The sequence below is a fragment of the Gordonia insulae genome (assembly GCF_003855095.1).
Lineage (GTDB): Bacteria > Actinomycetota > Actinomycetes > Mycobacteriales > Mycobacteriaceae > Gordonia > Gordonia insulae.
This window is the reverse complement of record NZ_CP033972.1, coordinates 5,918,855-5,943,005: the sequence shown is the minus strand read 5'-3', so window position 1 is coordinate 5,943,005 and position 24,151 is coordinate 5,918,855. Positions and strand designations below refer to the sequence as shown.

Annotated in this window: 23 protein-coding genes; 11 read left to right on the top strand and 12 right to left on the bottom strand. The window is 68.4% G+C overall.

Annotation, left to right across the window (positions count from 1 at the left end; genetic code table 11):
* Positions 1–224 precede the first annotated feature (224 nt).
* The 3 genes from D7316_RS26915 (at position 225) to ilvD (ending at position 4,117) form a co-directional block, all read left to right on the top strand.
* Positions 225–668 (top strand): PH domain-containing protein, encoded by a 444-nt coding sequence (locus D7316_RS26915; protein WP_232017102.1) that lies wholly within the window; start codon positions 225–227, stop codon positions 666–668.
* A 77-nt stretch (positions 669–745) separates the two neighbouring features.
* Positions 746–2,086 carry a magnesium transporter gene (mgtE, locus tag D7316_RS26910; RefSeq protein ID WP_124710980.1) on the top strand — a complete coding sequence of 447 codons (1,341 nt, stop codon included), beginning with the start codon at positions 746–748 and terminating at the stop codon, positions 2,084–2,086.
* Between the two features lie 186 nt (positions 2,087–2,272).
* Positions 2,273–4,117, top strand: coding sequence for a dihydroxy-acid dehydratase (gene ilvD / locus D7316_RS26905; RefSeq protein ID WP_124710979.1), 1,845 nt, complete (start codon positions 2,273–2,275; stop codon positions 4,115–4,117).
* A 14-nt stretch (positions 4,118–4,131) separates the two neighbouring features.
* Here the strand turns inward: ilvD and D7316_RS26900 are convergent, their stop codons facing one another.
* Positions 4,132–5,268, bottom strand: a complete 1,137-nt coding sequence (locus tag D7316_RS26900) for a DoxX family protein (RefSeq protein ID WP_124710978.1) — start codon at positions 5,266–5,268, stop codon at positions 4,132–4,134.
* A 163-nt stretch (positions 5,269–5,431) separates the two neighbouring features.
* Here D7316_RS26900 and D7316_RS26895 point away from each other — a divergent pair, with 163 nt between their 5' ends.
* The 3 genes from D7316_RS26895 to D7316_RS26885 all read left to right on the top strand — a co-directional run bounded on the left by D7316_RS26895 (position 5,432) and on the right by D7316_RS26885 (position 7,860).
* A complete protein-coding gene (locus D7316_RS26895) occupies positions 5,432–6,529 on the top strand; it encodes a PQQ-dependent sugar dehydrogenase (protein ID WP_124711609.1) in 1,098 nt (365 codons plus the stop codon).
* Between the two features lie 141 nt (positions 6,530–6,670).
* Positions 6,671–7,402 (top strand): TNT domain-containing protein, encoded by a 732-nt coding sequence (locus tag D7316_RS26890; RefSeq protein ID WP_124710977.1) that lies wholly within the window; start codon positions 6,671–6,673, stop codon positions 7,400–7,402.
* Entirely contained in the window at positions 7,402–7,860 is a 459-nt protein-coding gene (locus tag D7316_RS26885; protein ID WP_124710976.1) for an Imm63 family immunity protein, read from the top strand. Before D7316_RS26890 ends, D7316_RS26885 begins: the two co-directional genes overlap by 1 nt.
* Positions 7,861–7,870: 10 nt before the next feature.
* Here the strand turns inward: D7316_RS26885 and gatB are convergent, their stop codons facing one another.
* Positions 7,871–9,373 carry an Asp-tRNA(Asn)/Glu-tRNA(Gln) amidotransferase subunit GatB gene (gene gatB / locus D7316_RS26880; RefSeq protein ID WP_124711608.1) on the bottom strand — a complete coding sequence of 501 codons (1,503 nt, stop codon included), beginning with the start codon at positions 9,371–9,373 and terminating at the stop codon, positions 7,871–7,873.
* Positions 9,374–9,517: 144 nt separating this feature from the next.
* On the opposite strand from gatB, the gene D7316_RS26875 reads away from it, so the two are divergent.
* A complete protein-coding gene (locus D7316_RS26875) occupies positions 9,518–9,772 on the top strand; it encodes a PspC domain-containing protein (RefSeq protein ID WP_124710975.1) in 255 nt (84 codons plus the stop codon).
* A gap of 1 nt (position 9,773) precedes the next feature.
* Here D7316_RS26875 and D7316_RS26870 read toward each other — a convergent pair whose 3' ends face one another.
* The 3 genes from D7316_RS26870 to D7316_RS26860 form a co-directional block, all read right to left on the bottom strand.
* Complete coding sequence (locus D7316_RS26870) at positions 9,774–10,808, bottom strand: 6-phosphofructokinase (RefSeq protein WP_124710974.1); 1,035 nt, start codon at positions 10,806–10,808, stop codon at positions 9,774–9,776.
* Between the two features lie 122 nt (positions 10,809–10,930).
* The gene (locus tag D7316_RS26865) at positions 10,931–11,590 is read right to left on the bottom strand and encodes a response regulator (RefSeq protein ID WP_124710973.1); all 660 of its coding nucleotides are present in this window, start codon (positions 11,588–11,590) and stop codon (positions 10,931–10,933) included.
* 9 nt (positions 11,591–11,599) lie between these two features.
* Positions 11,600–12,916, bottom strand: a complete 1,317-nt coding sequence (locus D7316_RS26860) for a sensor histidine kinase (protein WP_124710972.1) — start codon at positions 12,914–12,916, stop codon at positions 11,600–11,602.
* Between the two features lie 180 nt (positions 12,917–13,096).
* Between D7316_RS26860 and D7316_RS26855 the strand changes: the two genes are divergently transcribed.
* Both D7316_RS26855 and D7316_RS26850 read left to right on the top strand, forming a co-directional pair.
* A complete protein-coding gene (locus D7316_RS26855) occupies positions 13,097–13,759 on the top strand; it encodes a hypothetical protein (RefSeq protein ID WP_124710971.1) in 663 nt (220 codons plus the stop codon).
* Positions 13,756–14,985, top strand: a complete 1,230-nt coding sequence (locus D7316_RS26850) for an alpha/beta-hydrolase family protein (protein ID WP_124710970.1) — start codon at positions 13,756–13,758, stop codon at positions 14,983–14,985. The genes D7316_RS26855 and D7316_RS26850 overlap by 4 nt, the downstream gene beginning before the upstream one ends.
* Before the next feature lie 20 nt (positions 14,986–15,005).
* Here the strand turns inward: D7316_RS26850 and gatA are convergent, their stop codons facing one another.
* The 3 genes from gatA to D7316_RS26835 form a co-directional block, all read right to left on the bottom strand.
* Positions 15,006–16,496 carry an Asp-tRNA(Asn)/Glu-tRNA(Gln) amidotransferase subunit GatA gene (gene gatA / locus D7316_RS26845; RefSeq protein WP_124710969.1) on the bottom strand — a complete coding sequence of 497 codons (1,491 nt, stop codon included), beginning with the start codon at positions 16,494–16,496 and terminating at the stop codon, positions 15,006–15,008.
* Positions 16,493–16,807: an Asp-tRNA(Asn)/Glu-tRNA(Gln) amidotransferase subunit GatC gene (gene gatC / locus D7316_RS26840; protein ID WP_124710968.1), complete on the bottom strand. Its 315-nt coding sequence runs from the start codon at positions 16,805–16,807 to the stop codon at positions 16,493–16,495. Before gatC ends, gatA begins: the two co-directional genes overlap by 4 nt.
* 98 nt (positions 16,808–16,905) lie before the next feature.
* Positions 16,906–17,490 (bottom strand): antibiotic biosynthesis monooxygenase, encoded by a 585-nt coding sequence (locus D7316_RS26835; RefSeq protein ID WP_124710967.1) that lies wholly within the window; start codon positions 17,488–17,490, stop codon positions 16,906–16,908.
* A 90-nt stretch (positions 17,491–17,580) separates the two neighbouring features.
* Between D7316_RS26835 and D7316_RS26830 the strand changes: the two genes are divergently transcribed.
* Complete coding sequence (locus D7316_RS26830; protein ID WP_124710966.1) at positions 17,581–18,249, top strand: ACT domain-containing protein; 669 nt, start codon at positions 17,581–17,583, stop codon at positions 18,247–18,249.
* An 8-nt stretch (positions 18,250–18,257) separates the two neighbouring features.
* On the opposite strand, the gene ligA is transcribed toward D7316_RS26830, so the two are convergent.
* Positions 18,258–20,345: an NAD-dependent DNA ligase LigA gene (gene ligA, locus D7316_RS26825; RefSeq protein WP_232017101.1), complete on the bottom strand. Its 2,088-nt coding sequence runs from the start codon at positions 20,343–20,345 to the stop codon at positions 18,258–18,260.
* A gap of 43 nt (positions 20,346–20,388) precedes the next feature.
* Here ligA and D7316_RS26820 point away from each other — a divergent pair, with 43 nt between their 5' ends.
* Positions 20,389–20,775: an MmcQ/YjbR family DNA-binding protein gene (locus D7316_RS26820; RefSeq protein WP_124710964.1), complete on the top strand. Its 387-nt coding sequence runs from the start codon at positions 20,389–20,391 to the stop codon at positions 20,773–20,775.
* Between the two features lie 8 nt (positions 20,776–20,783).
* Here D7316_RS26820 and D7316_RS26815 read toward each other — a convergent pair whose 3' ends face one another.
* Genes D7316_RS26815 through D7316_RS26805 form a run of 3 tightly spaced genes read right to left on the bottom strand, consistent with a single transcriptional unit; the run spans position 20,784 to position 24,150 of the window.
* Entirely contained in the window at positions 20,784–21,806 is a 1,023-nt protein-coding gene (locus D7316_RS26815) for a uroporphyrinogen decarboxylase/cobalamine-independent methonine synthase family protein (RefSeq protein ID WP_269462518.1), read from the bottom strand.
* A complete protein-coding gene (gene mnmA / locus D7316_RS26810) occupies positions 21,803–22,942 on the bottom strand; it encodes a tRNA 2-thiouridine(34) synthase MnmA (protein ID WP_197718310.1) in 1,140 nt (379 codons plus the stop codon). Before mnmA ends, D7316_RS26815 begins: the two co-directional genes overlap by 4 nt.
* The gene (locus tag D7316_RS26805) at positions 22,942–24,150 is read right to left on the bottom strand and encodes a cysteine desulfurase family protein (RefSeq protein WP_124710963.1); all 1,209 of its coding nucleotides are present in this window, start codon (positions 24,148–24,150) and stop codon (positions 22,942–22,944) included. The genes mnmA and D7316_RS26805 overlap by 1 nt, the downstream gene beginning before the upstream one ends.
* Position 24,151: the final 1 nt, after the last annotated feature.

Below are 24,151 nucleotides of genomic sequence, written 5' to 3'. Positions count from 1 at the left end.
TGGGCTGTTCGAGGGTGGCGCGTCGATGCTGGAGGTCTACGAAGTGACCGGTCAGGCGACGACGCGCCGGCCGATTACTACGAGGTTCTGATCCTGCATCACGCCTTCACGGTAGGACCGCCGCACGTCAAGAGTCAAACCGCACCTATTCGCGTCCCACATGCTGAGAAAGCACAGGTGGATCGGCGAGATCGGCGTGTTCCGCGGGATGAGACAATGGGACTGTGTCAACGCCATCCCCCGCCTCCCCCGATTCCACGCCGGCGCTCGAGCTCCCGCAGGTGTTCCGCATCCAGCGGATCGCCTATTTCGCAGTCCCGATGATGTTCATCGTGACGGTGATCCTCGCCGGCGCCTCACTGGTCTGGCTGGGGTGGACCCTGGTCCTGCCCATTGTGCTCGCTTGGTGGATCGTGCGGATCCGGACGGTCGTCACCGAGGACGGACTGCGCGCGGTCCATACCTTCGGTACCCGCGAGATCGCGTGGGACGAGGTCGACGGGGTGCAGTTCCCGCGCTGGGGATCAGTCCGTGCGGTGCTCGTCAACGGTGCGCGTGTGCGCCTCCCGGCCATCACCTTCGCCGATCTGCCCCGGCTGTCGGCGGCCAGTCGCGGGAGAATTCCCGATCCGTACGAGACGTACGCCCGCAGCCACGAGAACACGTGATGAACTCTCGGTGACCAACGCCGCCCGGGGTCGTCCTCGCCGATCCCGGACAGGTCTGCGGGATTACTGTTCGGCGAATGATCGCACCTGTGTCCGCCCAGGAAATCGACGCCCAGATCACCGGCGGTTCGCTCGCTGAGGTGTCGGCCACGCTGACGGCCATGCCGCCGGCAGACATCGCAGACGTACTCGACCACCTCCCGCGCAAGCGTCGGGGTATCGCTTTTCGCCTCCTCGCCAAAAGCGCCGCGATAGGCGTCTTCGATGCCCTGAGCGCGCACTCCCAGAGCGAGCTGATAGCGGACCTGGGCACCGCGGACGTCGCCGAGGCATTCGACAACCTCGACCCCGACGACCGCGCCGAACTGCTGGACGAACTCCCCGCATCTGTCGCCCGCAGCCTGGTGCAGCAACTGTCGACCACGGAGCGCGAGATGACCGGAGTCATCCTGGGATATCCGAGACAATCGGTCGGACGTCGAATGAGTCCGGAGTATGTCCACGCGTATCCCGACGAGACGGTCTCCGATGCGCTCGATCGTGTCCGACTCCGGGGACATGACGCCGAGACCATCTACACGGTGCCCGTCATCGACCGTGCGCGCGGGTTACATGGGGTGGTCAGCTTGCGGGACCTACTCCTTGCCGACGCCCACACGTTGGTGGGCGCCATCGCGAAGACACCCATCTACGCCGGCGCGGACGACGATGCCGAGAGCACCGCGCAGCGCTGCGTCGATCGGGGCATTCTGGCCATGCCGGTCACCGACCGCGACAACCGACTGGTCGGAGTGTTGACCATCGACGACGCGGTCGAGGTGATCGAGCAGGCCCGCGACACCGACGAAGCTCGCGCGGGTGCACGCGAACCCCTCAAGCAGCCCTACCTGCTGTCGTCGATCATCGCGATCACCCGCGCGCGCATCGTCTGGCTGTTCGTCCTCGCTGTATCGGCGATACTCACGGTCAATGTGTTGGAGATCTTCGAGAGCACTCTCGACCAAATGGTCGCTCTCGCCCTGTTCATACCCCTGCTGACGGGCATCGGCGGCAACACCGGATCGCAGGCCGCCACCACCGTCACCCGCGCGCTCGCCGTGGACGACGTCGCTCCCCGAGACGTCCTCCGTGTCGCGGGCAAGGAGATGCGAGTGGGCGTCACGCTCGGCGCGATCCTCGGACTCGCCGGTTTCGCGGTCGCATCGACGGTCTACGACACCGACATCGGCACTGTGATCGGCACGACGATTCTTGCGATCTGCATCATGGCCGCCACCGTCGGCGGCATCATGCCGTTGATCGCCAAGTCCATCGGCGTGGATCCCGCAGTGTTCTCCACCCCGTTCATCTCCACCTTCTGCGACGCGACGGGGCTCATCATCTACTTCTCGATCGCCAAAGCCGTGCTGGGTATCTGAGTTTGTTCACGCAGATCACAGCGGAGTAGCCTCGTGCTCGCGCGGTGCCGACGCACCTGATCGGTGTCATCGGCGACCCAACGCTCATCCCCGGGCGAATAATCCACCCGGCGAACGACGTTGACAGCACAGCCCCCACCGCCACTCCGCCCCGCGGAGTCACTGATCTGATCGAGGTACATCGCGATGCCAGCCCTGAGGTCCCGAACCACCACCGTCGGACGCGAAGCCGCCGGCGCCCGATCGCTCTGGCGGGCGACCGGGATGACCGACGACGACTTCGGCAAGCCGATCGTGGCGATCGCGAACTCCTACACCCAGTTCGTGCCCGGCCACGTGCACCTCAAGGATGTCGGCGAGATCGTCGCCGATGCCGTCCGGGCTGCCGGTGGTGTGCCGCGCGAGTTCCACACGATCGCCGTCGACGACGGCATCGCGATGGGTCACGGCGGCATGCTGTACTCACTGCCGAGTCGCGAGATCATCGCCGACTCCGTCGAATACATGGTCAACGCCCACACCGCGGACGCCCTCGTCTGTATCTCCAACTGCGACAAGATCACTCCCGGCATGCTCAACGCCGCGATGCGCCTGAACATCCCCACGGTGTTCGTCTCCGGTGGCCCGATGGAGGCCGGCAAGGCGGTCGTGGTCGACGGCGTCGCGCACCCGTCGTCGGACCTGATCACCGCCATCTCCGCCTCGGCCAACAGCGAGGTCGACGAGGAAGGGCTCTCCGAGGTCGAACGCTCGGCCTGCCCGACCTGCGGCTCCTGTTCGGGCATGTTCACCGCCAACTCGATGAACTGTCTGACCGAGGCCCTGGGACTCGCGTTGCCCGGCAACGGTTCCACCCTGGCCACCCACGAGGCGCGCCACGCGTTGTTCGAGCGCGCCGGCCGCGTGGTCGTCGAGGCGGCCCAGCGCTGGTACCGCGACGACGACGCCTCCGTCCTGCCCCGCAACATCGCCACCCCGACCGCGTTCCGCAACGCCATGGCACTCGACGTCGCGATGGGCGGATCGACCAACACCGTCCTGCACATCCTGGCCGCCGCACAGGAAGGCGAGGTCGCCGACTTCGACCTGTCGGTGATCGACGAGATCAGCCGCAATGTGCCGTGCCTGTCGAAGGTGTCGCCCAACTCGGACTACCACATGGAGGACGTGCATCGCGCCGGTGGCATCCCCGCCATCCTCGGTGAGTTGCGTCGCGCCGGCCTCATCGACGTCACGACCTCGACCGTGCACAGCCCCACCCTGGCGCAGTTTCTCGACGACTGGGACATCCGCAGCGGCACCGCCATCGATGCGGCCGTCGAGCTGTTCCACGCCGCGCCGGGCGGCGTGCGCACCACCACCCCGTTCTCCACCGACAACCGGTGGAGTTCGCTGGACACCGACGCCGCCGGCGGTTGCATCCGCGACCTCGCCCACGCCTACACCGTCGAGGGCGGATTGTGCGTGCTGCGTGGCAACCTCGCCCCCGACGGCGCCGTGCTCAAGACCGCAGGCATCGACGAGGACCTGTGGCATTTCGAGGGCCCGGCACGCGTCGTCGAGAGCCAGGAAGACGCGGTGCAGGTCATCCTGTCCAAGACCATCCAGGCCGGCGAGGTCCTCGTCGTCCGGTACGAGGGTCCGGCCGGCGGTCCGGGCATGCAGGAGATGCTGCACCCGACCGCCTTCATGAAGGGCACCGGGATGGGCCGCAAGTGTGCGCTCATCACCGACGGCCGGTTCTCCGGTGGATCGTCGGGTCTCTCGGTGGGTCACATGTCACCGGAGGCCGCCTCGGGCGGTGCGATCGGTCTGGTCGAGGACGGGGACCCGATCCTCATCGACGTCAAGACCCGTCGCCTCGAGGTGCTCGTCGACGACGATGTGCTGGCCGAACGTCGCGCCAAGATGGAGGCCTCCGAGCGGCCGTGGCAGCCCAAGGACCGTCAGCGTATGGTCACCACCGCGCTGCGCGCCTACGCGAAGCTGGCCACCTCCGCCGACCGTGGAGCCGTTCGGCAGGTCGACTGACGCCGCAGAGTCGGTCAGCCCGCCGGATTCCCCGGCGACTGGAACGGATCGGTGCCGTTGAACACCAGCCACACCGCGACCGCGGCACCGATCCCCACCAGTAGCAGCGCGAGCGAACCCCAGGACGGCCGTCGGGACCACCCACGCGGGGCATCGAGCGAGATCCGCCCCGGTCCGGTCAGGATGATCGCGGCGGCGCACATCACGAGGAGCAGTTCGTACTCGAGGCCGGCACCGTTGGGGTCTGCGGCGAAGAACCACACCCCACCCGCCAGCGTCGCCTTGTAGGCGGCTGCGACCAGCATCACACCCACCACCGCCGACGCGGCCAACGGGGTGAACAGCCCCACGACCAACATCAGTCCACCGAGGGTCTCGGACAATGCGCCGAGAATCGCGAGTGGTCGGGCGGCGTCTGCCTGGAACCCGATGGCCGGGTTGGGCGCGTTGACCAGCATGTCCTCGAATCCGGACAACCGCGGACCGTTCCACCACCCGAAGAGTTTCTGGGTTCCGTGGGCGATGGCGATGGCACCCACCGCACAACGCAGCAGGAGCAGCCCGATGTCGAGCGTGCCGCGCCGAGCCCGCCGCTGCGCGTCGGCGAGATCCTCTTCGACGGACCGGAGGCGATCATCCGCAGGGGGTGGGGTCTCGTACCGGTCGACGACGTCGGCGTCGGCGTACTCGTAGTCGGCGGCGCGGGTCGGCGGCAGCGCGGTGAAGTCGTCGGTCTGCAGATCCTCCGCGGGCGCGGGGGTGGCCGCGGCCGGTGACGCCGAGAAACGCCGGGTCGGAGCCTCGGCCCGGTCGATCTCGTCGTCGGAGTCGGCGACGGGTGCCGTCTCGGCCGGGGCGGCCGCGGGTGCGGGTGCGGGTGCGGCAGGCGCCGGCGCGGCGGAAGGCGGCGGCGCGGTGGTCCGTGCCGGGATCGCCTGGGTGTCCACCTCATCCGGGTCGATGTCGTCGAGGTCGTCGACACGCGACATCGACCGGCCACCACTTGCATGCCGTGCATAGAACGAGTCACGATCGTCGTCGGCGGCGACCCGGCGGCGGCGCATCGGCGCCGCCTCGCCCAGGTCGATCTCGCCGGTCGGCTCGTCGTACGGACTGGAACCGCTGCCTGCAGCCATGTCACGTTCGGTCACACGTCCGACTGTAGGCGCAGTTGCCGCCGGGTCGCTCGTGCAGCACGCGGTGAGTCGGAATCGATCACCTACTCTGGGTGGCATGCGCAAGGGGTGGCCGACGACAACGCCCAACCGGGAGCGGTTGGCACGGGGGAACCGGACACCGGGCTCGCGTCTGGGGATCGTGGCGGCCGTCCTCGCTGTGCTCGTCGTGCTCAATGGTTGCGCCGACTTCACCGACCAGGACCGCGCCAAGGATGCCGGCGCCTTCAGCGCCAACAACGAATCCGCGGCCAAGAAGGAACAGCCACGACCGTCTCCCACCGAGCCTCCGGTACCACCACCGCCCGGACCGTGCGTGGACCCGGACCCCGCCGTGATCGCGACCTGCCTGGCCTCCACCGCCGCGGTGATGCCCGGCGACGACCAGGGCGACGTCACGGTGGTCGCCGAGCGCACCACCGGCAGGATCCTCACCACCAAACGCTATGGACCACAACGTGTGCTGGCGACCGCACCGGTCGACAGCTCCGGCGACGGCGGGCTGATCGACTTCGCGTTCTCCCCCACCTACTCCCAGGACCGGTTGATCTACGCACTGATCACCACGCCGTCCGACAACCGGATCGTGCGACTCGCACCCGGCGACGTCCCGAAGCCGATCCTGGTGGGAATCCCCAAGGGCGCCACCGGGAACATGGGGGCGATGTTCTTCCGTACGCCGGGCGAACTGGTGGTGGCCACCGGTAATGCGGGCGACCCTGCCGCCGCCGCGAGTCCGTCGTCCCTGGCCGGCAAGATCATGGTCGTCACGTCGTTCCGGTCGGGCGCGAACCCGCCGCCGCGCATCCTGGCGTCCGGCCTCGGCTCCAACGTCTCGCTGTGCCCCAGCACCACCACGGGATCGTTGTACTTCGCCGAGCAGACACCGACCGAAGATCGTGTGCAGGTCCTCGAATCGTCCGGCCCCAAGGTCCTGTGGACATGGCCCGACCGGCCGCAGATCGCGGGCTGCGCGGTGACGTCCGGGGCGATCTTCGTCTCCACCACGCGAACCCAGCACATCGAGGCACTCACCGAGCCGACTCGCGAGAAGCCTGCCGTCACACCCCCGGTGGTGGTCTTGGAGAAGCGGTATGGCGCGCTGGGCCGAATGGTCGCCCTGGACAACGGGATTCTGCAGTTCGCCACGGTCAACAAGGAGTACGGCAAACCGGTCAGCACCGACGACCGCGTGGTGAAGTGGCTGCCGCCGTCGTCGTCCGAGGACCGGACCTGAACCGACCCGACCGTGTCGCACCCAGCGGGTTCCGCGTCACCTGAACGCTCGACGTTGACGAAGACGTGCACGCCGCGGCGGTGAGTCGGTTATCGTGCCTGCATCTCGCATCCGCGATCACCTCGTGCGAAAGGCGCGATCATGAATCGTCGCAGTCCCGTCATCGTCCTCGCGTTCATCATCTCCATCTGCTTCTCGTCCGGAGCGGCCGCGACCGCTGCACCCGATCCGTTCAGCTCACTCGACCTCGGATCGCTCGGCGGACCGACCACCCAGGGCTGCTCGGCCGCTTCCTACGACGGGGTCAGTCGCTACGGACCGCAGACCTTCTCGACGCAGCCGCCGACCGGCTCACAACTGGCCGGGTACCAACGGTTCGGACCGTCGATGAACAAGTACGAGTTCGACGAGACGTACTACGACGACATCAATTCGAACTGGTGGATCTACCCGCCGCAACAAGGCTATGTCCTCGACCGTGACGACAAGCCGATCAAACACAAGGCGACGCTGAGGGCCGGGACCCGCATGGATCGCTACGGCGGCGAGGGCGGCAACTTCCTCTCCGTCCCCGGCACGAAATACGCCGCGCGCTCGCTACCGCCGTCGAATCTCTCCGGCCCCCAAGGGCAGGAACAGTACTGCAACTACCACGTGTACGAGGTGATCAAGCCGCTCCCGGTGGACACCGGCCGGATCGCCCCGTGGTTCCAGCAGCGCGGCGGCGGGGTCCAGTACGAGGTGGTGCGGTCCTATCTCCCCGACTCCGCGTTTCCGCAGTGCGTGACGTTCATCAACCAGGACGGCACGTTGAGCGTCGGCTGGCTGAAGTGTGCGGGCTATCTGCGCCAGTCCTTTCCCGCCGTGAGCTGATGCCCGGAACGCCTGCGGGCCCGGACGGATCGGACGCCCTCCTCGACGAGAGGATGCGCACGCGGATCGGCGATCTGGCGAACCGGATCGGCGCCCTGCCGCAGGACCTGCCGGTGCTCGGCTCGGTGCGCGGCGACTCGACGCCCTACTGCCTTCGCGGTCCCGACGGATGGCACCTCACCGCACGCGAACGCGACCGCATCCTGTCCGACCGGAGCACCGCCGATCCTGACGAGTTCCTCCGCTGGGTGGCCGAATCGGTCTCGGAGCGCATGTCACGGCGATTGCACCCGCCGGGATCTCCCGACTTCAGCCGGGCGTCGTGGAAGGCGCAGTACGACATCCTCGCGTCGGTCGATCAGTCGTGGGCGGACACCTGGCTCGCGACGATGCGTTCCCGATTGGTCGCGGCGGGCGCCGACACGGACGTCCTCGCGATGCTTCCCGGCCCGGCGTGACGTCGAACCGTCACTGACAGGCGGCGATCACGAGCTCCTTCACCCGCGCCGGATCGGCCTGCCCGCGGGTCGCCTTCATGACGTCGCCGACGATCTTGCCGGCCGCCTGCACCTTCCCACCACGGATCTTCTCGGCGATATCGGGGTTGGCGGCGAGTGCCTCGTCGACGGCCTTCTGCAGGGCCGAGTCGTCGCGCACCACCTCGAGACCGCGGTCGGCGACGATCTGCGCGGGTTCACCCTCGCCGTCGAGGACCGCGACCGCGACCTGCTGGGCGAGTTTGGTGGTCAGCTTGCCCTCGTCGACGAGGCCGACGATGGCCGCGACCTGAGCCGGGGAGATCGGCAGCTCGGACAGCTCGACACTGCGCGAGTTGGCCTGCTGCGCCAGGAACGACACCCACCAGCCCCGTGCGGCCTCCGGACTCGCACCGGCATCCACGGTCTCGATGATGAGGTCCACGGCGCCCACGTTGACCAGGTCGCGCATCACCTCGTCGGAGACACCCCAGTCCTCCTGGATGCGCGCACGGCGCACCCATGGCATCTCCGGAAGGGTGGTCGCCAGCTCATCGATCCACGCTGAATCCGGTTGCACCGGAGGCAGATCCGGCTCCGGAAAATACCGGTAGTCCTCGGCGGTCTCCTTGCGGCGACCTGGCGAGGTCGACCCGTCTTCCTCATGGAAGTGGCGGGTCTCCTGCACGATCTCGCCGCCGGCCTCGAGGATCGCGGCCTGGCGACGCATCTCGTAGCGCACCGCGATCTCGACGCTCTTCAGCGAGTTCACGTTCTTCGTCTCGGTCCGGGTGCCGAACTCGGTCGCGTCCTTGCGCATCAACGAGACGTTGGCGTCGCAGCGCAGCGAACCCTGGTCCATCCGGACGTCGGAGACCCCGAGCGCCTTGAGCAGATCCCGCAGCGCCGTGACGTAGGCGCGCGCCACCTCCGGTGCACGCTCGCCGGCACCGACGATCGGCTTGGTCACGATCTCCACCAGCGGGACGCCTGCGCGGTTGTAGTCCAGCAACGAGTGACTCGCACCGTGGATACGACCCGAGCCGCCGATGTGCAGCGACTTGCCGGTGTCCTCCTCCATGTGGGCCCGCTCGATCTCCACCCGCCACGGCGTGCCGTCAGGCAGCAGCACCTCGAGATATCCGTCGAATGCGATCGGCTCGTCGTACTGGGAGATCTGATAGTTCTTCGGCTGGTCCGGATAGAAATAGTTCTTCCGGGCGAACACGCTGGACGGACGGATCGAGCAGTTCAGCGCCAGCCCGATCCGGATCGCCGACTCGATCGCCTTCCCGTTGACCACCGGCAACGATCCCGGCAGTCCGATGCAGACCGGACACACCTGGGTGTTCGGGTCGGCACCGAACGCGGTCGGGCATCCGCAGAACATCTTTGTCTCGGTGCCGAGCTCGACGTGGACCTCGAGACCCATGACCGGATCGAAATCCGCGATGACCTGGTCGTAGTCGAGCAGTTCGGTGGCAGCGGCAGTCATGTCAGCCATCTTATTGCTCCACGGTTTCACCGGCCGCACGGGCCGGTGGACCCGGCCCCGGAAACCCGGGTCGGCGTCAGGGTGAACCCCGATGCCCGAGGGCACCGGGCTGCGTAGCGTCGATGGTGTGAGAAAGGATCACCGATGACCACAACCACTCCCGCGACCACCCGACTGATGCGCTCCCGCGATGACGCCTGGCTCGGTGGCGTCTGCGGCGGTATCGCCACCCGATTCGGCTGGGACGCCACTCTCATCCGCGTGCTCTTCGTGGCGTCGATCCTGTTGCCCGGCCCCCAGGTACTTCTGTATCTGGTGCTCTGGCTGGTCATCCCGCGTGAACCGGTCGCGCAGCCCCCGGTGACCTATCCGGCGACATATCCGCCCGGCACGATCTGACTCAACCGAAGATGACCCGGATCTCCTGATACTGCTCCGAGGGGACCTGCTTCGGATTCGCGAGAGCCTGGTCGAACGTCGTCCGCACGATGTCCGTGCCACGCAGGGCCACCATCTTGCCCCAGTCCTTGTCGGCGACGACATCGGAGATGGCCATGCCGAACCGGGTGGCGAGCACCCGATCGAAGGCGGTGGGCACGCCGCCACGCTGGATGTGGCCGAGGACGGTGGACCGGGTCTCGATGCCGGTGCGGTCCTGGATCAGCGGCGCGAGAACCTCACCGATGCCGCCGAGCCGCGGGCGGTTGAATCCGTCCAGTCCCTTGTCCGAGTAGGCCTGCTCCATGTCGGGGAGCTTGAAGCCCTCGGCGACGACCACCATCGGGGAACGGCCGCGACTCTTGACGCTCGTGACCCAGGCACAGATCTGATTGAGGCTCTCGGGCTGCTCCGGGATCAGGATTGCGTGCGCGCCACCGGCGATCCCCGAATGCAGTGCGATCCAACCGGCGTGGCGCCCCATCACCTCGAGCACCATGCATCGTCGGTGCGAGTTCCCGGTGGTGCGCAGCCGGTCGATCGCCTCGGTCGCGATCTCCACCGCCGTGTTGAAACCGAACGTGTAGTCCGTGGCATCGATGTCGTTGTCGATGGTCTTGGGCACGCCGACGATGTTGATGCCATCCTCGAACAGGCGCTTGGATGCCGACGCGGTGCCCTCGCCGCCGATCGCGATGACACCGTCGATACCGAGGTTCTTGAGCACCTTCTTGATGTTCTCCGGGCCGCCGTCGGGCTCCTGGTACGGCCCGAACCGACTGGTCCCGAGAATGGTTCCGCCCTCGTGCGACAGGCCGCGCACCGTCGTGCGGTTCAGCTCCATGATGTCGCCGTATACGAGGCCGTACCAGCCGTCTTTGAAGCCGACGAACTCATGCCCGTAGACGGTTTCACCTTTGAGCACCGCCCCGCGGATCACCGCGTTCAAACCGGGGCAATCGCCTCCGCTGGTGAGAATGCCGAACCTCTTGGCCATTGCCGTGGGACCTCCCTGCCGAGCGACCGTGACGCGTACGCCACTCAATCTAGTGGGCGCGACGATCATCTGCCGGATTGTCGCCGCATCAGCGGACCGTCGCGGCGATACCAGTTCTGGCCCTACTTGAGACCGTTCTCGTACGCGAAGACCACCGCCTGCGCCCGATCGCGCAGACCGAGTTTTCCCAGAACGCTGCTGACGTGCGTCTTGACCGTCTGCTCGGAGACGAACAGCTCGGTCGCGATCTCGGAGTTCGACTTGCCGTCGGCCACCAGATCGAGGACCTCGCGTTCCCGGGGTGTGAGCACATCCACCGCAGACGTCCGCGGTGCCCGGGCGCGCCGCGACGTCACCTCGGCGATGAGCCGCCGGGTGATCGACGGCGCCAGCAACGCCTCGCCCGCGGCGACCACGCGCACGGCGCGCACCAGCTCGTCGGCCGGCGCGTCCTTCAGCAGGAATCCGGAGGCGCCGATCCGCAGCGCCTCGTACACGTAGTCGTCGATGTCGAAGGTGGTCAGCATCAGCACCCTGGTCGCCGCGTCGCCTGTGCCCGACGCCGCACGCAGGATCTCATCGGCCGCCCGGAGACCGTCCTTGCGTGGCATCCGCACGTCCATGAGGACCACGTCCGGGCGTACGCGCGCACAGAGTTCCACCGCCGCGACGCCATCCGCGGCATCGCCGAGCACCGAGATGTCGGATTGGGCACCGAGCAGCGCCGAGAATCCCTGACGCACCATCGCCTGGTCGTCGACGACGACCACCGTCACAGCCACGGGCCGAGCCTAACCGCCGGCGCGGGCGCCCGAATCGGCGGCGGCCGGGTCTGTCGTGACGGTGGGGTCTGTCGCGACGGTGGGGTCTGTCGTGACGGTGGCGGCGTGCCCCTGCCGGGGAATGAGCGCACGGACGACGAATCCACCGTCGGCAGTGGGGCCGGTGATCACCGTGCCCCCGACCGCGGCGGCCCGTTCGCGCATGCCCGGGATCCCGCTGCCCGGGCCGGCCATCTGTACGGGTTCAACCGTCGGCGCCGAGTTCCGGACCTCGACCTCGGTGCCCCCCTCGGCGTGGGGCGTGAGAGAGATCTCGATCTGCGCACCCGGTGCGTGCCGGGTCGCGTTGGCCAGGCTCTCCTGGACGATGCGGTAGATCACCAGACCCGATGCGTCGCCGATGGCCTGATGTGACACGGAGTCCGACAATCCGACGACGGCGCCGGTCATCCGCGTCTGCATCACCAGCGTGCCGATGTCGCCCAGACCTGGATTGGGTGCCGCCGCGACGTCACCGTCGGTCCGCAGCACACCGAGCATCTGCCGGACCTCATCGAGAGAGGCACGTGCCGACACCGCGATCGCCTCGAACTCGGCGGCGGCCTCCTCGCTCACGTCGTCGAGACGGTAGCGCGCGGTCTGCGCCATCACCACCACGACCGACATCCTGTGTGCCACAACATCGTGTAGATCGCGGGCGATGCGAGTGCGCTCCTGCAGGATCGCCTTCTGCGACTCGATGAGCTGAGTCTGCTCGGTGCTCTCGGCGAGCTGTCGACGCGACCGGAGGAGGAACCTCAGCAGGGCAACCACGACCGCGAGGAACGTCAGTCCGAACACCCACCCGCCACGCGCGTCGGCGGGTGCGGCGATCGCCAGGACGATCGAGGTGCTGACCCACACCACCGGAATCCAGCGGAGGCCGCACCGGAGGTAGGCGAAGAAGGTGAGAACCAGCAGCTCGATCAGGTGCGTGACCTGGATCGTCCACGGCCACCCGGGCACGGTCGGCACGATGATCCCGATCAGCTGTGCCGAGACGACCGAGATGGCCCAACCGATCACCGGGGCCGACCACGCCAACGCGATCGGGAACGCCGCGAACGCGGCTACCACCGGCAAGGCATACGTCGGCAGCACATGGGTCAGCGACAACGTCGGCCAGGCGATCGAATACATGATCGCGGCGACCGCGAGGAAGAACCAGTTGGCCCGCGACCGGAAGTAGCGCTGCACGGCAGGGTCCTGGGCGGCCGGCAGTTCGGTCACGCCACGGATCGCCGCAGAGCCGGCCGCGCCGGCCGCCGAGCGTATTCGTCGAAACATCTTCATCACCTCGACTACCCACCGTAGGTCGCCGGGCCCTCCCCCGTCGTCATACTTCCGGGGGATTCCGCACTCACCCCGCGGAGCCAGGTGAGTGCGAGAGGCCGACCCACGAGATGATCGACCCTTCACCATCTCGTGCGATGTGGTGTGGCGGTGCGGGTTCCTAGCGTCATCGTCATGAGACCTCAGCATCCATCCAGAAGGCACCGGACGGCCATGGCGATCGCGGCGTCACTGGTCGCGACCGCCACCACACTCAGCGTCGGATTCGGTGTGTCCACAGCACAATCGGGTGGACACACCGCGACGCCCGACGCGGTGGACGCATCCACCGAGGCCACCCCCGACGACCTCGCGACGCCCGCAGGCCGGGTGGTGTGGGAGCTCACCGGTCCCCACCCGGAGAGCGTATTCCATTCCCTGCCAAAGTCATTCAGCACCCAGCTCGGCTATCGACCGCGTCTGGCCGGCGGCTATCCGGTCGATCCGACCGGCGACTGCTCGTCGCCGATCGCGCTACCACGGCGATTCGACGATCTGTGCCGGACCCACGACTTCGGCTACGACGTGCTGAGATTCGCGTCCCGGGACGGCCACCCACTGGGCGGGTGGGCGCGGCTTCGCCTCGACCGGATGCTCATCCAGCGGATGCATGCCTCCTGCAGTTCGCCGATCTGCGACGCGGCCGCCGCGCTCGCCGAGGTGGGTCTGCGTGTGAACACCTGGCGGCAGTTCGACGGGGCACCGACTCCCGCCGAATCCCCCATCGAGATCGTCTCGTCCGGCGTCGGCCGCGGCTGGGCGGACCTGACCGGCCGACGATCGGGGGCGACCTCATGAGCATCGAGACCGCGCGGCCCGCCGGCGATCTGCGTCACCCCCGCAGAACCGGGTCGCCCCTCCCGCATCCGATCGTCTCGCTCGGAGCCGCCGTCGGGGCGGTGATCGGACTCTGGCCCAGCGGACTTCCCCGCGACGCCATGATCTCGGCGGCCGTGACCGCCGTGTGCACCGCAATCGCGACAGTCCTCGGGCTGGTCGTCGCACGCCGGCGGTCGGCGCGACCGCCGACACGAGTCGCGTCGGCCGCGGTCGCCGCCGGCATCGTCGTCTGCGCGGGCGTGCTGAGTCTGGCGTGGCAGAACGCGTTGCGCGGCGATCTCGGCGCTCCTGCCGTCGGGGCCGAGTGGTTCGCGGTTTCCGTTGTGCCCGCGTCGATCCTGTTCGCCGCGGTCGTCTACCTGCCACGCGTCACCGCACTGATCACGGCGACCGTCACCGCGACCCTGGCGGGCTACCTGCCCGCCGCTCAGGCCGACGGCGCACAGCCCGCGCCCCGCGCACCGGCAACGGTGATCTACAGCGGCGTCGAGGATGCGCCGCTCGCGCAACGCAGTCACGCCCTCGCGTCACGCTGGGTGTCCGCGGGCGGTCTCGACCGGCGCGCCGTGGTCATCGCCGTGCCGACCGGGTCCGGGTGGGTCGATGCGGGGGCGGTGTCCGGATTCGTCGATCGGTTCGACGGCGACGTCGCGGTCCTCGCACTGCAATACGGCGATCAGCCGTCCTGGCGGGCGTTTGTCGGCGATCGCTCCGCGGCTGGTCGCAGCGCCACCGCCGTACTCCGTGAGGTCATCGATCGCACCCGGGCGCGTCCCACCGGAGCGCGTCCGGAGATCATCGTCTACGGGCAGAGCCTCGGCGCGATCGGCGCGGAGGACGCCCGGGTGTGGGCAGCGATCCATCGCCCCGGCGCGGTCACCGAAACCCTGCTGACCGGTGTGCCCGGCGGATCCGTCGATGCCGGGCCGGGGCCCGGCTCGGTGCGCGTCATCCGCGCCAACGCATCCGATCCGGTACCCAGATGGTCGATCTCGGTCCTGTGGCGGCCTGTTCAGCAGCCGGCAGGCACCCTGATCACCGGTCGCCCGGTGCGACGTCCACCCTGGCTCCCGGTGGCCGGTTTCGTTCAGACCAGCGCCGACCTGCTGGTCTCCCTCGACGGTCCGGCCGGTGTGGGACACCGGTATGGACCCGAGCAGTCCTCACCACCTGCGCGATCCTGATCACCGGGCGGCCGCGACGCCTACCCGATCGGGCCGCGTGCAGCCTCGTAGGCGGCCCCCACCCGGTAGAGCCGGTCGTCGGCCAGCGCCGGTGCCATGATCTGCAGCCCGACCGGCATCCCGTCGTCGGCGGACAGTCCGGACGGCACCGACATCGCGCCGATCCCGGCCAGGTTCACCGGCAGGGTGCACAGGTCGAAGAGATACATCGCCAGCGGGTCGTCGACCTTCTCCCCCAACGCGAAAGCAGTCGTCGGCGTGGTCGGCGACACCAGGACGTCGACCTTCTCGAAGGCTGCGGTGAAATCCCGCGCGATGAGCGTACGCACCTTCTGCGCCTGACCGTAATAGGCGTCGTAATAGCCCGACGACAATGCGTAGGTACCGATCATGATGCGCCGCTTGACCTCCGGACCGAACCCCGCGTCCCGGGTCAGCGCCATGACCTCTTCGGCGCTGTGCGTCCCGTCATCGCCGACCCGCAATCCGTAGCGCATGGCGTCGAAGCGAGCGAGGTTCGAGGAGACCTCGGACGGCAGGATCAGGTAGTAGGCACCCAGCGCATAGGTGAAGTGCGGGCAGGACACCTCGACGACCTCGGCGCCTCGGTCGGTGAGCACCTGCAGCGCGGCCCGGAACGAGTCGAGCACGCCTGCTTGATAGCCCTCACCCTGCAATTCGGTGACGACACCGATTCGCACACCCGAGAGGTCTTGTTCCGCACCGAACTTCGCCGCCGCGACGACGTCGGGCACGGGCGCATCGATGGATGTGGAGTCCCGCTTGTCGTGTCCGGCGATCACCGAATGCAGCAGTGCGGTGTCGAGCACGGTGCGTCCGCAGGGCCCGCCCTGATCGAGTGAGGACGCACACGCGACGAGTCCGTAGCGCGACACCGTGCCGTAGGTGGGTTTCACACCGACCGTCGCGGTGACCGCGGCGGGCTGCCGGATCGACCCGCCCGTGTCGGTGCCGATGGCCAGCGGTGCCTGATAGGAGGCGAGCGCGGCGGCGCTACCGCCGCCCGAGCCGCCGGGGATCCTGGTGGTGTCCCAGGGATTGCGGGTCACCTGATACGCGGAGTTCTCGGTGGAACTGCCCATCGCGAACTCGTCCATGTTGGTCTTGCCGAGAATCGGGATCCCCGCGGCCCGCAGTCGCTCGGTGACCGCGGCGTCATAGGGTGGCACCCACCCCTCGAGGATCTTCGAACCACATGTCGTGGGCGCGTCGGTGGTGGTGAACACATCCTTCAGGGCGATCGGGACGCCGGCCAGGGCCGATGGCGACTCACCCGCGGCGATCGCGTCGTCGGCGGCCTTCGCAGCCACCAGCGCCTCGGCGCCACTGACGTGCAGGAACGCACCCAACTCGCTGTCGATCTCGGCGATCCGGTCCAGATGCGCCTGGGTGACCTCGACCGAGGAGAGCTCGCCGGCCCCGATCTTGCCCGCCAGCTCCGCCGCGGAGAGACCGGTGATCTCGTTCGTGCTACGCGTCGATGGGGTCACTGCTCTTCTCCCAGGATCTGTGGGACGGCGAATCGGTCCTGCTCGACGGCCGGGGCACCGGAGAGCGCCTCCTCGGTCGTCAGGCAGGGTGCGGGCACATCCGGCCGCAGGACGTTGGCGAGTTGGGCGGGGTGCGCCGTGCCGGGCACGTCGTCGGCGGCCACCTCGGCGACCTGGGCGACGTGGGCCAGGATCGAATCGAGCTGCTGCGCGTACTGATCGAGCTCCGTGTCGGTCAGCGCGAGCCGGGACAGTCGCGCCAGGTGCGCGACCTCCTCCCGGGAGATCGCCGACTCTGATCCGCTGGACATGCCGGGTCCTTTCGCCGTGTCGTGCGTGTGCCCCACCAGCCTATGGGAGCCGGGTACCGGCGATGCGACGGCGTCGCGATGTCCCGCAGCGGAGCCCCTCAGGACAACCAGCGGTGCAGTCGCGCGGTGATCCAGGGCAGCACCAGATAGACCATGAGCGGTGTGTTGATCAACGTCGCGATCAACGTCTTGAGCACCACCGGTACGCCGTCGAGATGACCGATCACCAGCAGGTTGATGGCCAGCGACAACGGGAAGAACCCCAGCCAGATGGTGATCGCCTGTTTCCAGCGCGGCGGCGGAGCGCCCTGGACCCTCACCGCATTTGTCAGGTGCTGCTGCGGCTCGAACCAGCCTTCGATACCGGAGAGCCGGTGCGTGGCGTACTCGACGGCGACACCTTCGCCGCGCGAGAGCCACGCCTTGCGCACCGGCGATGACACCCAGTCGTCCATCGACGCCTCGTCGGCGAAACGGTAGACGATGTAGTACTCGTCGTCGATCCGCGAGTTGCGCAGCCATCCGCCGCCGAGGAAGCCGGGGAACGTCCGGGCCAGTGCGATACCCGCATCGGTCCAGCCGACGAAGTCGTGTTCGCGTCCGGGCTCGATGCGGCGTGCCACGGATGCCGTGACCTGGGTCGAGCCATCGGGGTCCGCAAGCGGTTGATTCTCCTCGGCCATGGCCCCATGGTGACCCCGCCGACGACCCGGCGCACGGTCACCCCCGGGTGCGACGGCCTCGTCACGCGACGGTCACATCGGAATGAAACAATGGCCGACGTGTCCTACCTGCTGCGCGTGTACCTCGAGGATCGACCGGGCAGCCTCGGATTGCTCGCTGTCCAACTCGGCTCGGTCGGCGCCGACATCCTGTCGCTGGAGGTCGTGGAGCGGGGCGAGGGTTACGCGGTCGACGACCTGGTCGTCGACATCGCGCCCGGATCGCTACCGGACGGCCTGATCACCGCCGCCGAGAAGCTCAAAGGTGTGCGGGTGGACTCGATCCGGCCCTACGCGGGCGTGCTGGACACCCACCGAGAGCTCGAACTCGTCGATCAGGTGGCCACCACCGACCGGCACCGGCTGCAGGTACTGGTGGACAACACTCCGCGGGTCCTCCGGGTGTCGTGGGCGATGGTCATCACATCGGCGAGCGGCGGTGTGCTGCAACTCTTCGGGAGCTCGGGCGCTCCGGAGACCCCACTCACGCGAGCCGACTGGCTACCGCTCGAACGAGCCGCGCAACTCGACGGGTCCGCGGACTGGGTGCCCGAGGCCTGGCAGGACATGGACACCCGACTCGCCGCCGCGCCGCTCGGTGACGGCGAGAAGGCGATCCTCCTCGGTCGGATCGGCGGCCCCGATTTCCGCCCGTCCGAGGTCGCCCGACTGGGCTACCTCGCGGGAATCGTGAGCACGGTGGTCCGGGCAGAGAGCTGACGGCGAGATCAGTCGTCGTCGACGGCGCCGTCGTACTCCCCGGTCTCCAGCAGACGCTTGAAGGCGGCCTCGTCGAGGATCGGCACGCCGAGTTGTTCGGCCTTCGCCGCCTTGGTGCCGGGCGAGTCACCGACGACGACGAAGTCGGTCTTCTTCGACACCGAACCGGACGCCTTGCCGCCACGCTGGAGAATGGCCTCCTTCGCGCCGTCGCGAGAGAAGTCCTCCAGCGACCCGGTGACCACCAGGGTCTTGCCCTCGAGCGTCCGCGCGATGGACTCGTCGCGTTCGTCTTCCATGGAAACACCTGCCGCGCGCCACTTCTCGACGACCTCACGGTGCCAGTCGACGGTGAACCAATCGTTGATGCTCTGCGCGAGGGTCATGCCGAGGCCTTCGACACCGGCGAGATCCTCGATGGTCGCGTCCTCGATCGCCTGCAGGGAACCGAAATCCGTCGCCAGTGCGCGGGCCGCGGTCGGGCCGACGTGCCGGATCGAGAGGCCGACCAGGACCCGCCACAGCGCAACGTCTTTGGCGCCTTCCAGATTGGCGAGCAACCGCTTGCCGTTGGCCGACAACGCACCTGCCTTGGTGGTGAACAGGTCGGTCTCGGCCAGATCCTCCGCGGTCAGGGAGAACAGATCACCCTCGTTGCCGATCACGCCCGAGGTGAGGAGCGCGGTGGCGGCCTCGTACCCCAGAGCCTCGATGTCGAAGGAGCCGCGGCCGGCGAGGTGAAAGAGTCGCTCGCGGAGTTGCGCCGGGCACGATTCCGCGTTGGGACAACGGATGTCGGCATCACTGTCCTTCTCCGGGCGTAGCTCGGTGCCGCACTCCGGGCAACGGGTCGGCATCTCGAACTCGCGCTCGCTGCCGTCGCGGACGTCGACGACGGGTCCGAGGACCTCGGGGATCACATCGCCCGCCTTGCGGATGGTGACCGTGTCACCGATCAGGACGCCCTTGCGCCGGACCTCGGACTCGTTGTGCAGGGTCGCGCGCGCGACGGTCGAGCCGGCCACCAGCACCGGCTCCATGAACGCGAACGGGGTGACCCGGCCGGTACGTCCGACACCGACCTTGATGTCGAGGAGCTTGGTCGTGGCCTCCTGCGGCGGATACTTGTATGCGATCGCCCATCGCGGCGCGCGGGAGGTGGCGCCGAGACGTCGTTGCGCGGTGACGTCGTCGACCTTCACCACGATCCCGTCGATCTCGTGCTCGACGTCGTGCCGATGTTCACCCCAGTAGGCGATCTTGTCCAGGATCTGCCCGGTGCCCTCGACCTTGGTGGTGTGGTCCGAGACCGGCAGGCCCCATGCGCCGAGGGCGAGATACGCATCGTGCAGCGACGCCGGGCGCCACCCTTCGGTGTGGCCGATCCCGTGGCAGATCATGCGGAGCCGGCGGCGCGCGGTGATCTGCGGATTCTTCTGCCGCAGCGAGCCGGCGGCGGAGTTGCGCGGGTTGGCGAACGGGGCCTTGCCGTCGGCCACCAGCGATGCGTTGAGCGTCTCGAAATCCTCCACGCGGAAGAAGACCTCGCCGCGGACCTCGAGCACGGCCGGGATCGGGTAGTCGTCGGTGGCGGTCAACCGCTGCGGGACGTCCTCGATGGTGCGCGCGTTGAGGGTGACGTCCTCGCCCGTACGGCCGTCACCGCGGGTGACCGCGCGCGTCAGCGTCCCGTCCGTGTACACGAGGCCGAGCGCGACGCCGTCGATCTTCAGTTCGCAGAGGAAGTCGGTACCCGAACCCGTCTCGGCCTCGACACGGTCGACCCAGGCCCGCATCTCGTCGGCATCGAAGACGTTGTCGAGAGACATCATGCGTTCGAGGTGATCGACCGGGGTGAACGCGGTGGAGAATCCCCCGCCGACGAGTTTCGTCGGCGAATCGGGGGTCGCGAGCTCCGGATGCGCGTCCTCCATCTCCTGCAGTTGCCGCAGCAGGCGGTCGAATTCGCCGTCGGTGATGATCGGGGCGTCGCGGACGTAGTAGCGGAACTGATGCTCCCGGATCTCGTCCGCGAGAGCGGTCCACTCCTCGCGCAGATCGCCGCTGGGGCCTGTCGTGCCGACGTCTTCTGCCACGTACCGAGAGTATCGGAGCGGACCGACGGATATCCTGATCCCCATGCCGCACCCGATCATGTTCGACGACACCGATCCGATCCTCGGGCGCGTGCGCGAGGTCGCGCTGGCATTACCGGACGCGACCGAGGTGGTCGCCCACGGCCGGCCCACTTTTCGCTGCGGCAAGATGTTCGGCAACTACGGTGGCAGCGTCAAGGGCAGCAAGGTGCGGCACGACCAGTGCATCCTGTTCATCCCCGATGAGTCCGAACGACAAGCGCTGGAAGAGGATCCTCGATTCTTCCTGCCCGCCTACCTGGGGCCGTACGGTTGGCTCGGGTTGCTGCTGGACGAGGCGACCGATTGGGACGAGGTCGGCGAACTCCTGGACGCCAGCTATCGGCAGATCGCACCGAAACGTTCGATCGCCAAGCTGGACGCGCGCTGACCGCGACGTCAGAGGGCGTCGGGGTCGGCGGCGAGTAGTTCGCCCGCCCGGGCGCTGATGGTGAGCGCGTTCTTCGCCCACTCCGGGGTTGCGCCGGCCAGACCACAGGTCGGGCTGACGATCACGTTGGACGCCAGGGCTTTCCGCGACAATCCGATCCGGTCGGTCAGCGCGGCGAGTCGGGTCGCGACGGTCTCCGCGCGGACCCGGCGATCGCCGCCCACCGTCGGGATCACCCCGGCCACCAGCACATCCCCCCGGTCGATGAGTGCCCCGATACCGTCGAGATCCGCCGTGGACGGATCGGTGACGTCGAGTGACCATGCGACACCACGCATCTGCTCGATCAGATCCCAGCGCGGTGCGGCGCAGCTGTGCACGATCACCGGCCGCCCGGCCTGGTCGACGATCTGGGTCAACGCCTCGACCACCTCGATCACCGGGACCGCCGGGATGGTGTCGAACCTGGTCAGCGGGGTGACCGCGCCGTCGATGACCGTGCCGATCAGCGGTTCGTCGAGTTGCACGACCACCTCGGCGCCCAGTCGCCGGGACACTTCGCCGACGAGCTCACGGACTCCTTCGGCGGTGGACGCGACGACGTCGTGCCACGCACCGCGATCGCGCAGGACCTTGTGTCCGGCCGGGAGTTCCGCCGACGCGGAGAAGGTGAACGGCCCGCACACCTGGATCTTGAAGAGGCGCCCTGACCCCACGAAACCTGCTGCGTCCCAGAGCTCTTCGACGGCATCCAGATCCGCGTTGAGGAAGTCGCGGGCCCGTCGGGACACTGCCGATCCACGTTGCGCCAGACGGTAGCCCCAGGTGCCCGCGTCCATCGGCAGATCGACGAGCACGGCGGCCATACGTCCGATCATGTCGGCACCGGCACCACGATCCGGTAGTTCGGCGAGGAACGGGAGGTCGAGTTCACCGTTGATGATGGCGGTCGCCTCACGGGCATCCGTGCCCGGCATCGAACCGATCCCGGTTCCGATTCCGCCGGCGAGCGCCTCGTGCACCGGGTTCACGCGTCGCGGCCGACCGCGACCGTGTGCACGCCCGATGCGGGGTCGGAATCCGTCGCCACGATGCGACCGGACCCGAGCACCAGGTCTCCCCGATCGGCGTCGGGCAGATACAGCACGGCTGCCTGGCCCTTCGCCACCCCGGTCAGGGGTTCGGTCAGCGCGATGTCGATCATCGGGTGTCCGTCCCGTTCGATCGGTGTCGCGCGGGCGGGGGCCAGCCCGCCGTGCGCGCGGACCTGCACCATGACGTCGACGGGTCCGTCGGGGGCCTGTCCCGACGTCCAGACGGCACGATGCACGGTGATCGACCAGACGTCGAGGTGTGCCGCCGAACCGACGGTCACGGTCCCCGACTCGGGATCGATGTCGGTGACGTAGCGCGGACGGCCGTCGGTGGCCGGCGCCTCGATGCCGAGGCCCTTACGCTGCCCGATCGTGAAGCCGTGCACTCCGTCGTGCTCGGCCAGCCGGTCGCCGGTGTCGGCATCGACCACCGCACCGGGCCGGATACCGATCCGGGCGCCGAGGAAGGCGCGGGTGTCGCCGGTGGGGATGAAGCAGATGTCGTGCGAGTCGGGCTTCTCCGCGACCGACAGTCCACGGCGGGCGGCCTCGGCGCGGATCTCACTCTTCGGGGTGTCCCCGATGGGGAACATCGCCCGGCTGAGCTGGTCCGCGCTCAGCACCGCGAGCACGTAGGACTGGTCCTTGTCCTCGTCGACCGCACGCCGCAGCTCACCGTCGGCGAGGCGGGCATAGTGACCGGTGGCGAGGGCATCGAAGCCCAGTGCCACCGCCTTCTGCGCGAGTGCGGAGAACTTGATCTTCTCGTTGCAGGTCAGGCACGGATTGGGCGTCTGACCTGCGGCATAGGCATCGACGAACTCGTCGATCACGTCGTCCTTGAATCGGTCGGCGAAGTCCCAGACATAGAACGGGATGCCGAGGACGTCGGCGACCCGGCGTGCATCAGAGGCGTCCTCCCGCGAGCAGCAGCCACGCGATCCGGTGCGCAGTGCGCCCGGCGCGGTCGACAGCGCGAGGTGGACCCCGACGACGTCGTGCCCGGCGTCGACGGCGCGCGCCGCGGCCACCGACGAGTCGACGCCGCCGCTCATCGCGGCGAGAACCCGCATCAGTGCCCCTTTCCGGTCGGCGAGGACACCAGGCCCGCGGCTCGCGCCCGGTCGACGACCTGGCCGATCACCTCCGCGACGGCGTCCACGTCGGCTTCGGTGGTGCTCGGCGCGAGGGAGAAGCGCAGCGATCCACGCGCGGTCGGGACGTCGAGACCCATGGCGAGCAGGACGTGGCTGGCCTGCGCCACACCGGCCGTGCACGCGGACCCCGTCGAGCACTCGACGCCGTTGGCGTCGAGCAGCATCAGCAGGGAGTCGCCCTCACATCCCTCGAACGAGACGTGCACGTTGCCGGGCAGTCGGCGGTCGTCACGCGGTCCGTTGACCGTGGCACCGGGTACGGCGAGCAGCGTGTCGAACAGCCGCTCGCGCAGGGCCTGCACCGAACTCGTGCTGGCCGGCAGACGATCGACCGACACCCGCAGTGCCGTCGCCATCCCCACCGCGCCCGCGACGTCCTGCGTGCCGGACCGGACGTCACGCTCGTGACCGCCCCCGTGCAGCAGCGGCACACACTCGACGTCGCGACGCAGCAGCAGTGCGCCGACGCCCTGCGGACCACCGAACTTGTGCGCGGCAAGACTCAGCGCGGACAACCCACTCGCACCGAAGTCGACGGGGATATGTCCGACGGCCTGGATCGCGTCGGAATGCACGGGTACGCCGAATTCGGCGCCGACGGCCGCGATCTCCGAGATCGGCTGAATGGCACCGATCTCGTTGTTGGCCCACATCACCGAGATGACGGCCGTCTCGCCGGCGTGAGCGGCGAGGTCGTCGCGCAACCAGGACGGCGACACGAACCCGTTGTCGTCGACCGGCGCGACGACGAGGTCGGCGTCATCGGCTTTCTGCAGCCACATCGCCGGGTCCAGGATCGCGTGGTGCTCGACCGCGGACACGATGATCCGTCGGCGCGCCGGATCCTCCTGGCGTCGCGCCCAGTAGATGCCCTTGAGCGCGAGATTGTCCGATTCCGTGCCACCGCCGGTGAAGATCACCTCGGACGGTCGCGCACCCACCGATCCGGCCACGGACTCGCGGGCCTCCTCGAGTCGGCGCCGCGCCCATCGACCCGACCCGTGCAGCGACGACGCGTTGCCCGGCTGGGCGAAGACAGCGGTCATCGCCTCGATGGCTTCGGGCAACATGGCAGTGGAAGCGGCGTGATCGAGGTAGACGGGGGCTCGGGAGGGCGTGGACATG